Source organism: Pseudomonas rubra, from assembly GCF_028656935.1.
Classification (GTDB): domain Bacteria; phylum Pseudomonadota; class Gammaproteobacteria; order Pseudomonadales; family Pseudomonadaceae; genus Aquipseudomonas; species Aquipseudomonas rubra.
On record NZ_JAMDGZ010000076.1, the window covers coordinates 20,649 to 30,103 of the forward strand.

At 62.3% G+C, this 9,455-nt stretch carries 9 protein-coding genes; 3 read left to right on the top strand and 6 right to left on the bottom strand.

Annotated features, from left to right (window positions below):
• Positions 1-8 precede the first annotated feature (8 nt).
• Genes M5G17_RS26075 through napE form a run of 4 tightly spaced genes read right to left on the bottom strand, consistent with a single transcriptional unit; the run spans position 9 to position 3,430 of the window.
• A complete protein-coding gene (locus M5G17_RS26075) occupies positions 9-494 on the bottom strand; it encodes a nitrate reductase cytochrome c-type subunit (RefSeq protein WP_273895740.1) in 486 nt (161 codons plus the stop codon).
• Between the two features lie 11 nt (positions 495-505).
• Positions 506-3,010 (bottom strand): nitrate reductase catalytic subunit NapA, encoded by a 2,505-nt coding sequence (gene napA / locus M5G17_RS26080; RefSeq protein ID WP_273895741.1) that lies wholly within the window; start codon positions 3,008-3,010, stop codon positions 506-508.
• Positions 3,007-3,267 carry a chaperone NapD gene (locus tag M5G17_RS26085; protein ID WP_130264748.1) on the bottom strand — a complete coding sequence of 87 codons (261 nt, stop codon included), beginning with the start codon at positions 3,265-3,267 and terminating at the stop codon, positions 3,007-3,009. Before M5G17_RS26085 ends, napA begins: the two co-directional genes overlap by 4 nt.
• The gene (gene napE / locus M5G17_RS26090) at positions 3,260-3,430 is read right to left on the bottom strand and encodes a periplasmic nitrate reductase, NapE protein (protein ID WP_273895742.1); all 171 of its coding nucleotides are present in this window, start codon (positions 3,428-3,430) and stop codon (positions 3,260-3,262) included. The genes M5G17_RS26085 and napE overlap by 8 nt, the downstream gene beginning before the upstream one ends.
• A 157-nt stretch (positions 3,431-3,587) precedes the next feature.
• Here napE and M5G17_RS26095 point away from each other — a divergent pair, with 157 nt between their 5' ends.
• Together M5G17_RS26095 and M5G17_RS26100 are read left to right on the top strand one after the other, a co-directional pair.
• Entirely contained in the window at positions 3,588-3,938 is a 351-nt protein-coding gene (locus tag M5G17_RS26095; RefSeq protein ID WP_273895743.1) for a DUF3302 domain-containing protein, read from the top strand.
• A 3-nt stretch (positions 3,939-3,941) separates the two neighbouring features.
• Entirely contained in the window at positions 3,942-4,901 is a 960-nt protein-coding gene (locus M5G17_RS26100) for an HlyD family secretion protein (protein WP_273895744.1), read from the top strand.
• A gap of 261 nt (positions 4,902-5,162) precedes the next feature.
• On the opposite strand, the gene M5G17_RS26105 is transcribed toward M5G17_RS26100, so the two are convergent.
• Entirely contained in the window at positions 5,163-6,974 is a 1,812-nt protein-coding gene (locus tag M5G17_RS26105) for a DAHL domain-containing protein (RefSeq protein ID WP_273895745.1), read from the bottom strand.
• Positions 6,971-7,933 (bottom strand): cytochrome-c peroxidase, encoded by a 963-nt coding sequence (locus M5G17_RS26110; RefSeq protein ID WP_273895746.1) that lies wholly within the window; start codon positions 7,931-7,933, stop codon positions 6,971-6,973. Before M5G17_RS26110 ends, M5G17_RS26105 begins: the two co-directional genes overlap by 4 nt.
• Before the next feature lie 130 nt (positions 7,934-8,063).
• Between M5G17_RS26110 and nosR the strand changes: the two genes are divergently transcribed.
• Positions 8,064-9,383 (top strand): response regulator c-di-GMP phosphodiesterase, NosR family, encoded by a 1,320-nt coding sequence (gene nosR, locus M5G17_RS26115; RefSeq protein WP_273895747.1) that lies wholly within the window; start codon positions 8,064-8,066, stop codon positions 9,381-9,383.
• Positions 9,384-9,455: the final 72 nt, after the last annotated feature.

A 9,455-nucleotide genomic window follows, 5' to 3' on the forward strand; every position in this document is an offset into this window, starting at 1 on the left:
GCGCCTCCTCAGGGCTTTTGCGCGGCGTTGGCGTCGTCTTGCAGCAGCTTGTCGATGGTTTCGAAGCTGTTGCCCACCAGCGGCTGCACCTCTTTCTGCGCGACATGGCACTGGGTGCAGAAGTAGCGTCGTGGCGACACCGCCGCCAGGGTCTGACCGTCACGGTCCATGTAATGGGTGATGCTGATCATGGTCGCCTGGCTGCGCGCGCTGTTGGCGCGGCTGTGGCAGGACAGGCACTTGTTGCCGTTGATATCGATCTGGTAGCCGCGAATGGTGTGGGGAATGGTTGGCGGCTGGTCGGGGTAGTTGCGTTCGCGCTTGAGGTCCTTGTTCTCGTCGCTAGCCAGCGGCGGCGCCGGCAGGTTCTGGGTCAGGGTACCGCCCGGGCGGCGGCCGTCCGGGCCCGGGGCGTCGAGGGGGTAGTCGACCTCGGCGGCGAGCGCGAGGCCGATGACGGCGAACATCAGCAACGGCAGGCTGCGAACAGGCATGATGGTTCTCCTCAGGCCACGCTGATCAGCTCGATGCGTACGGCGCATTTCTTGTAGTCGGTTTGTTTGGAGATCGGGTCGGTGGCGTCCAGGGTGACTTTGTTGATCAGTTTGTTGGCATCGAAAAACGGCACGAACACCAGGCCGCGCGGCGGCTTGTTGCGGCCACGGGTCTCGATGCGCGCGCGTATCTCGCCGCGTCGGCTGACCAGCTTGACCTCGCTGCCACGGCGGGCGTTGAGCGCCTTGGCGTCGTCCGGGTGCATGTACACCAGGGCATCGGGTACCGCCTTGTACAGCTCTTCGACGCGCTGGGTCATGGTCCCGGTGTGCCAATGCTCCAGCACCCGGCCGGTGCTGAGCCAGAACGGGTAGTCGGCGTCCGGCGCTTCGGCAGGGGGCTCGTAGGGCAGGGCGAAGATAATCGCCTTCTTGTCCGGGTAGCCGTAGAACTGCACGCCGCTGCCTGGCTCCACGTACGGATCAAGACCCTCGCGGTAGCGCCAGCGGGTTTCCTTGCCGTCGACCACCGGCCAGCGCAGGCCCCGCTCGCTGTGGTAACGGTCGAAGTTGGCCAAGTCATGCCCATGGCCACGGCCGAACTGGGCATATTCTTCGAACAGGCCCTTTTGCGGGTAGAAGCCAAAGGCCTTGGCTTCATCGTTGAGGAATCCGGGCTCCAGTTGCTCGACCCGGAACTGGTCAACCTGGCCATTCTTGTACAGTACCTCGAACAGGGTTTTGCCCTGGTACTCGGGGGCCTTGGCCAGCAGCTCGGCAGGCCATACCTCATCGGTGGTAAAACGCTTGGAAAACTCCATCAGTTGCCACAGGTCCGAGCGCGCCTCGCCCGGGGCCGTCACCAACTGATGCCAGAACTGGGTGCGACGCTCGGCATTGCCGTAGGCGCCTTCTTTTTCCACCCACATGGCGCTCGGCAGGATCAGGTCGGCGGCCTGGGCCGACACGGTCGGGTAGACATCCGAGACGATCACGAAGTTCTCCGGCTTACGCCAGCCCGGCAGCACCTCCTGCATGATATTGGGACCTGCGTGCATGTTGTTGCTGGCCTGGGTCCAGTAGACGTTGAGCAGGCCGTCCTTGAGCATGCGGCTCTGCTGCACGGCATGAAAGCCGACTTTTTCCTGAATGGTGCCGGCGGGCAGTTTCCAGATTTTTTCGGCGGTGGCGCGGTGCTTGGGGTTGGTTACCACAAGGTCCGCGGGCAAGCGGTGTGAGAAGGTCCCCACTTCGCGGGCGGTGCCGCAGGCCGAGGGCTGGCCGGTGAGCGAGAAGGGGCTGTTGCCCGGCTCGCTGATCTTGCCGGTGAGCAGGTGGATGTTGTAGATCAGGTTGTTGGCCCAGACCCCACGGGTGTGCTGGTTGAAGCCCATGGTCCAGAACGAAACCACCTTGCGCTTGGGGTCGGCGTACAACTCGGCCAGCGCCTTCAGGCGCTCTTCTGGCACGCCCGATTCCTTCGCTGCGCGCTGCAGGGTATAGGGCCGCACGAAGGCGGCGAACTGCTTGAAGTCGATGTCGCTCCAGGTGTTGGCCTTGTCCGCGTTTTTTGCCTTGGCTTCGCGCGGATCGCTGGCCCGCAGGCCGTAACCGATGTCATCGGCGCCGAGGGCAAAGCGCGTGTGCTTGCTGACGAAATCCTGGTTCACCGCGCCGCTTTCGATGATGTGGTTGGCGATGTAGTTGAGGATCAACAAGTCGGTCTGCGGCTTGAACACCATGGGAATGTCCGCCAGGTCAAAGCTGCGGTGTTCGAAGGTCGACAGCACCGCGACCTTTACCTGGGGCTGGCTCAGGCGCCGGTCGGTGACCCGGCTCCAGAGGATCGGGTGCATCTCGGCCATGTTCGAGCCCCAGAGCACGAAGGCATCGGTGGCCTCGATATCGTCGTAGCAGCCCATCGGCTCGTCCATGCCGAAGGTGCGCATGAAGCCCATGACCGCCGAGGCCATGCAGTGGCGGGCATTGGGGTCGATGTTGTTGCTGCGAAAGCCGGCCTTCATCAGCTTGTTGGCGGCGTAGCCTTCCCACACGGTCCATTGCCCGGAACCGAACATGCCGATCGATTCCGGGCCTTTGCCCTTGAGTGCTTGCTTGTACTTGGCGGCCATGATGTCGAAGGCCTGCTCCCAGCTGACCGGCTGGAACTCGCCTTGCTTGTCGTACTGGCCGTTGCGCATGCGCAGCAGCGGCTGGGTCAGGCGGTCATTGCCGTACATGATCTTCGACAGGAAATAGCCCTTGACGCAGTTCAGGCCGCGATTGACCTCGGCCTTGATGTCGCCATGGGTCGCCACCACGCGGTTGTCGCGGGTCGCCACCATGACGCTGCAACCGGTGCCGCAGAAACGGCAGGGCGCTTTGTTCCAGTCGAGGCTGACCAGGTCGGCTTCGGTCACCAGGTTGCTGGCGCTGGTCACGATCGGCAGGCCCGCCGCTGCAGCGGCGATGGCGGCGGCCTGGGCCTTGGCAAATTCACGGCGGGTCATGCTCATGGCAGGTCTCCTTCTGGGGCGAGGAGTTCGTGGTAGATCAGCGCGGCATTGAGCACGCCGGGCAGGTTGTTGATCTGTTCGATGCGCTGCAGGATCTGCGCTTCGGCGTTGGCCTCTAGCACCACCACCAGCTTGCCGGCGGGGCTGTGCTGATGCAGCTCAAGGTTGTCGAGCAAGCACAGGTTGGCCTTGACCGCCTCGAACAGCTCGGGACGCACGAGCACCACAAGGCTTGCGATATGCACGCTGTCATCCATGGGGAGGGCCGGGCGGGCCATACACGAGCTGGAAAAACCAGACGAGAAAACCGTAGCCGCCAACGATGGCGACCGACAGCAGGGGGAACAGGCAGACAATCAGAAACACGAACAGCAGGGTTTCCTTTCTGCGCGCTATTTTCTGCTCTTCAGCCAATGACATGGAGCACTCTCCAGCCAAACGTGAAGTGAGCCTAGATCAGCCTCCCTGACCCGGGCCGCCTGGCGCGACCAACGGTATACGTGGCCTGCAGCGTTGCTGGCGCGTCGGGTGAACTACACTCATCCCACGGCTTGCAACGCTGCGAAGGTCAGCCATCATGCTTGATTACTTTGCCTTGGGTGTGTTGATTTTCGTCGGCCTGGTGCTGTTCTACGGGATCATCGTGTTGCATGACATCCCCTACGAAATCGCGGTGCACCGTAATCATCCGCACCAGGATGCAATCCACGCCACCGGCTGGGTCAGCCTGTTCACCCTGCATGCGCTGTGGCCCTTCTTGTGGATCTGGGCAATGCTCTACCGCGAAGACCGAGGCTGGGGTTTTGGCGACGGTAAGTCGCCGCAAAACCATGTGCTGCGCCTGGAGCAACAGGTGCTCGAACTGCAACAGCGCATCGAACGCCTGGAAGCGCAATCAGCAACTGTCGATACCGACAAAGGCGCCTGAGCCATGGACCTGTTGCTGATCCTCACCTACGCCGCCATCTGTGTGGCGATCTTCAAACTGTTTCGCATCCCGCTGAACAAGTGGACGGTACCCACCGCAGTGCTCGGTGGCATCGTCATGATCGGTGCGCTGATCTTCACCATGAACTACAACCACCCGTACTCGGAGGTGGCCCGCTCGTACTTTGTCTCGGTGCCGGTGATTCCGGTGGTGACCGGCAAGGTCATCGAGGTGCCGGTCAGAGCCAACCAGCCGCTTGAGAAGGGCGATGTGCTGTTTCGCATCGATCCGGCACCGTTTGAGCATCGTTTGCGCTCGCTCAAGGCGCAGATCATCGCGGCCAGGGGCGATTTGTACCGCATCAACGAGCTGATCAAGCGCAACTTCGGCACCCGCCGCGAGCAGGAAGCGGCGATTGCCCGGGTCGACGACTTGCAGGCGCAACTGGACAATGCCCAATTCGAACTCGACAACACCGTGGTGCGGGCACCCAGCAAAGGCTTTGTCACCCATGTCGCGCTGCGCGCGGGGATGATGGCCAGTGCCTTGCCGCTGCGCCCATCGATGGTGTTCATTCCTCAGGAGGGCCAGTACTTTGCCGCCTGGATGCGCCAGAACAGCCTGTTGCGCCTGGTGCCGGGCGATGAGGCCGAGGTGGCCTTCGATGGCATTCCGGGCAAGGTCTTTCATGGCAAGGTCAAGAACGTCATCGCGGTGATCGCCGAGGGCCAGGTGCAGCCCTCCGGCACCCTGATCGGCTACACCGGTTCACCGCCTGCCGGACGCGTGCCGGTGATCATCGAGATCGACGACCCGGCTTTTGCCCAGTACAGGCAGCAGATGCCTGGCGGCGCCTACGGTCAGGCAGCGGTGTACAGCCAGCATTTCGAGCATATCGCGACCATGCGCAAGATCCTCCTGCGCATGGCGGCGTGGATGAACTACATCTTTCCGTTCCATTGAGGTTTGCTGTTGTCTGCATCGCGGGGCAAGCCCGCTCCACCCAAATGTAGCGGTGTACACCGTCCTGGTGGGAGCTGGCCTTGCCAGCGATCGAGCGCGCAGCGGTCGTAGGTCAGGTGGCATCTGATGCGCAGATTGTACCGGCCTCATCGCCGGCAACGCCGGCTCCCACAAGGGATCTGTGGTTAGGCCTTTCTATGAACCATAGAACCTCCCACAGAGTGGAGCCTGTAGGCGCGGGCTTGCCTCGCGATTGTTTTGTCAGGCCGCCCGCGTCTGGTGTACCGGTAGTTCGATCCTGAAGGTGGTGCCGACACCGACCTCGCTGAGCACGTGGATCTCCCCCCGATGGCGCTTGATGATGCCGTAGGACAGCGACAAGCCCAGCCCCGTACCCTGGCCCACCGGCTTGGTGGTGTAGAAGGGGTCGAAGATTTTCTGCAGGCTGTCGGCAGGAATGCCACAGCCGTTGTCGGCCACTTCGATCCACACCTGCTCGCCCTCGCAGCCGCTGCGCAGGGTGATGGTGCCGCGCTGCGGGCCCATGGCCTGGGCGGCGTTGACCACCAGGTTCATGATCACCTGGTTGATCTGCGACGGCAGGCACTCGACCTCCGGCAACGGCGCATAGGCCTTGACCAGGTCGGCCTTGTACTTGAGCTCGCTGGCAACGATGTTCAGGGTCGACTCAATCCCTTGCTGCAAGTTGGCCCATTGCCAGTCCTGGTTCGAATCCACCCGGGAGAAGTCCTTGAGGTCCTTGACGATTTGCCCGACGCGGCTGATGCCATCCTTGGACTCGCGGATCAGCAGCGGGATGTCGTCGAGGATATAGTCCAGTTCAATCTCGGTACGCAGGGTCGCCAGGCTGGCACTCAAGGTTGCCGGGTCGATGGCGATTTCTGCCTGGCGATAGGCCTTGAGCATGTCCTGCAAGCGACTGAAATAGTCGTCCAGCGCCCCCAGGTTGGACGACACAAAACCAATCGGGTTGTTGACCTCGTGAGCAACGCCTGCGGCCAGTTGGCCCAGGGAGGCCAGTTTTTCCGATTGCACCAGCTGGCTTTCCAGCAGCGTGCGCTCGTCGATCTCGCGCTGCAGCGCGGTGCTGGCCTGGGTCAGGGCCAGGGTGCGGCGTTCGACCCGCTGCTCCAGTTCATCATTGGCGCCCATCAGGGCGCGGTTGACCCGGTTGATTTCACTGAAACTGCGCAGCAAGCATACCGCCATGTACAACAGCAACAGCATCAGCAGCGTGGAAAACACCAGCAGGTAGAAGTGATAACGCTGGTCGATCAGCAGGGCGGCACGTTCATCGCGGTCGAGCATCTGGGTGATGGTGTCCAGGCGCTCGGCCACCGCCACCGCTTCGATCTGCTCGAGCAACTGATTGACCCTGGGTTGCTCTCGCAGGATCAAGGCGATGTGGTTGCTGAGGATATCGATGGGGCCGTGGAACTCGGCGGGCAGGCGCTCCTTGTTGACCGCCAGCTTGTTCAGGCCCACGAGGATGTCGGCTGCCTTGTCATCGGTGGTCATCTGGGCGAACTCCAGGCTGCTGAGCATCAGGTCATAGGTGTCGGTGGCGATGCTGTGCAAGCGCAAGGTGTCGGTGGCATCCAGTTGCCCCAATTGCACCTGGATGCCATCGGCGGCGGTAGGCAGGAACGCCAGGGAATTGCGCAAGATGGCGTTATGCGACTTGAACCGCTCGACCCACCGCGATTTGTCCTCAAGCGCCTGCTGGTAGTCGGCGTAAGCCGCACGCCAGGCCGGGGTTGCCGCATGCCGATGGTGGGCTTCGATGTTGTCGAAGGCACGCCACAGCTGTTTCATCTCCACCAGCGGCGACACCAGCGGGTCGTAGTTGTAGTTGATGGTGGTACGCGCCTTGAGTATCTCGTTTTCCCATTGCGAGTCGTTCTGCTTGATCTGCCGGATCAGGTCGCGGGCCTGGGCGTAGGTGTCACTTTCATCGGCCTTGGACATCAGGTACAGGTACACCAGCACTGAGGCCAGCAGCGCGGCGCTGGTGGCCAGTAGCAGGAAGCTGCGGCGGCGGGTCAGCATCATAGCGGCTTGCCTTGCCATTGGCCGGTGAGGGTCTTGAGGAACTGGATGATCAGGGCTTTGTCTTCGTCGCTCGGCGTGCGGCCCAGCTGGTAGCGGAACATCACATCCACCGCAGCCTCCAGGGTAGCTGCCGAGCCATCGTGAAAGTACGGGGCAGTGACGGCGACATTGCGCAGGCTGGGCACTTTGAACACATGCCGGTCTTCCTCGTCCCCGGTGACGTTGAAGCGCCCGAGGTCGGCTGGGGTCGGGTTGCCACGGTCCTTGAAGTAGTCGCCCAGCACGCCGAACTTCTGCAGCATGTTGCCGCCAATATTGACCCCCTGGTGGCAGGCGATGCAGCCGTACTCCTGAAAGCGCTGATAGCCGTATTTTTCATCGGTGCTGAGGATCGCCGTGTCGCCCTGCAGGTAACGGTCGAAGCGCGAGCCGGGGGTGAGCAAGGTGCGCTGGAAGGTGGCCAGGGCATTTTGCACGTTGTGTTCATCAACGCCCTGGTCATAGGCCCGGGCGAATCCTGCGCGGTAGTCAGGGTCATCGGCGATGCGCCGCACCACCACCTGCCAGTCGCTGCCCATCTCCGCAGGGCTCTGCACCACCAGGTGCGCCTGCTCCTCCAGGGTTTGCGCGCGACCGTCCCAGAACTGCCGGGCGTTGAGGCTGGCGTTGAACACGCTGGGGGTGTTCACCGGCAAGGGTTTGCCATCGAAACCGGGGGATAGCGGCAGGTTGTCGGCACCGCCCTGGTCAAGCCGATGACAACTGGCGCAGGACAGGCTGTTGTCACTCGACAGGCGCGGGTCGTTGAACAATCTGCGGCCCAGTTCGACGCGCTCCGCTGCAAGCTCGGGCACCGGCGGCAAGGGCGAGAGCGGGCCCCCCACGGTCTGCGCCAGGGCGACGGCGGGCAGCAGTGCCAGCACTGCCCCAAGCTGGCGTAATGAACGCGCGATAGGCATCGAGCAACCCTCCGTGGTGACAATGCGCTATGACCCTGAGAATAGTCAGGTCAGGGAGTGCGCGCTAACCACTGAGGCAAATGTCATCTAGCCTGTGATCAGGAACAACCGTTGAGACAGGGAAGGCCGCATGGATGAAGCCGAAGTGGAAAAGCCGCTGGTATTGCTGGTGGACGATGAGGTCTCGATCCTCAACAGCCTGCGGCGCTTGTTGCATAGCCAGCCGTATGAGGTGGTACTGGCCGAAAGTGCAGCCCAGGCCCTGGAAGTGCTTGAGCAACGTCCGGTCAGCCTGGTGATCAGCGATGCGCGCATGCCCAACATGGATGGCGCCACCTTGCTTGCGCTCGTGCATCAGCGCTTTCCCGCTACCTTGCGCATCTTGCTCACCGGTTATGCCGACATGGACACCGTTGCCAAGGCGATCAACGACGGCCAGATCCATCGCTATATCAGCAAGCCCTGGAATGACGAAGAGCTGCTGGTGACCCTGCGCCAGGCCTTGGCCTACCAGCACTCGGAAAGCGAACGACGGCGCCTGGAGCTGTTGACCCAGACGCAGAACCAGCAACTCAAGGTGCTCAACGCCACCCTCGAACAACGCGTTGCGGCGCGCACCGCCGAGTTGCAGCAGACGGCCGACATGCTCGACCTGGCCTACGAAGAGCTCAAGCGCAGCTACGTGACCGGCACCGAAGTGTTTTCGCTGCTGGCCAACCTGCGCCTGCCCAAGTCCAAGCAGACCAATCGCCAGGTCATCGAACTGATTCGTGTCTATTGCACCCGGCATGGCCTGGGTGAAAGTCGCAGCCGCGACCTGACCATGGCCGCGGCGCTGTACAACATCGGCAAGATGAGCTGGAACGACAGCATGCTGACCTGCCCGGCGGACCTGTTGCCACACACCGAGCGCGACCTGTATCGGACTTACCCGAAGCAGAGCGAATCACTGGTGATGACCCTGGAACCGCTGAAAGAGGCGGCGCGATTGGTGCTTTATCACCAGGAGCGCTGGGACGGCACTGGCTTTCCCGAACGCCTGAAGGGCGAGGCCATCCCGCTGGACGCCCGCTGGCTGAAGCTCGCTGTGGATTTCATCGAGTTGCAACGCGGCCTGGTGCTGGAGCGGCAGATGAACAGCGATGAAGCGCTGGTCTACATCCGCAAGTATGCCGGCAGGCTGTATGACCCGGGGCTGGTGGAGGACTTCGTCAACGTCTGCGCCGAGTTCCTCAGTGACGTGACCCTGGCCGATCCGTCAGTCAAGGTCGTGACGACTCGCGAGCTGGCTGGCGGCATGATCCTGGCGCGTAACCTCAACGCCGATAACGGCATGCTCCTGCTCAATGCCGGCAAAGTGCTGAGTGAAGCGCTGGTGGAAAAGCTGATTGCTTTCGAAACCATGGAGGGCGGCCAGTACAGTGTGTTCGTCAAGGTGCCGGACAACTGAGCGGAGTACAAATGTACTCTTTGGGGCGGGCTTGCCCCCCAAGCTGACAACGCCGCCCTCACAGGCCATGGC

Excerpts from the sequence above, each read along its gene's own strand:
- M5G17_RS26100 (WP_273895744.1), top strand. The coding sequence starts at position 3,942 with ATGGACCTGTTGCTGATCCTCACCTACGCCGCCATCTGTGTGGCGATC.
- M5G17_RS26075 (WP_273895740.1), bottom strand. The coding sequence starts at position 494 with ATGCCTGTTCGCAGCCTGCCGTTGCTGATGTTCGCCGTCATCGGCCTC.
- M5G17_RS26095 (WP_273895743.1), top strand. The coding sequence starts at position 3,588 with ATGCTTGATTACTTTGCCTTGGGTGTGTTGATTTTCGTCGGCCTGGTG.
- napA (WP_273895741.1), bottom strand. The coding sequence starts at position 3,010 with ATGAGCATGACCCGCCGTGAATTTGCCAAGGCCCAGGCCGCCGCCATC.
- M5G17_RS26085 (WP_130264748.1), bottom strand. The coding sequence starts at position 3,267 with ATGGATGACAGCGTGCATATCGCAAGCCTTGTGGTGCTCGTGCGTCCC.
- nosR (WP_273895747.1), top strand. The coding sequence starts at position 8,064 with ATGGATGAAGCCGAAGTGGAAAAGCCGCTGGTATTGCTGGTGGACGAT.
- M5G17_RS26110 (WP_273895746.1), bottom strand. The coding sequence starts at position 7,933 with ATGCCTATCGCGCGTTCATTACGCCAGCTTGGGGCAGTGCTGGCACTG.
- napE (WP_273895742.1), bottom strand. The coding sequence starts at position 3,430 with ATGTCATTGGCTGAAGAGCAGAAAATAGCGCGCAGAAAGGAAACCCTG.
- M5G17_RS26105 (WP_273895745.1), bottom strand. The coding sequence starts at position 6,974 with ATGATGCTGACCCGCCGCCGCAGCTTCCTGCTACTGGCCACCAGCGCC.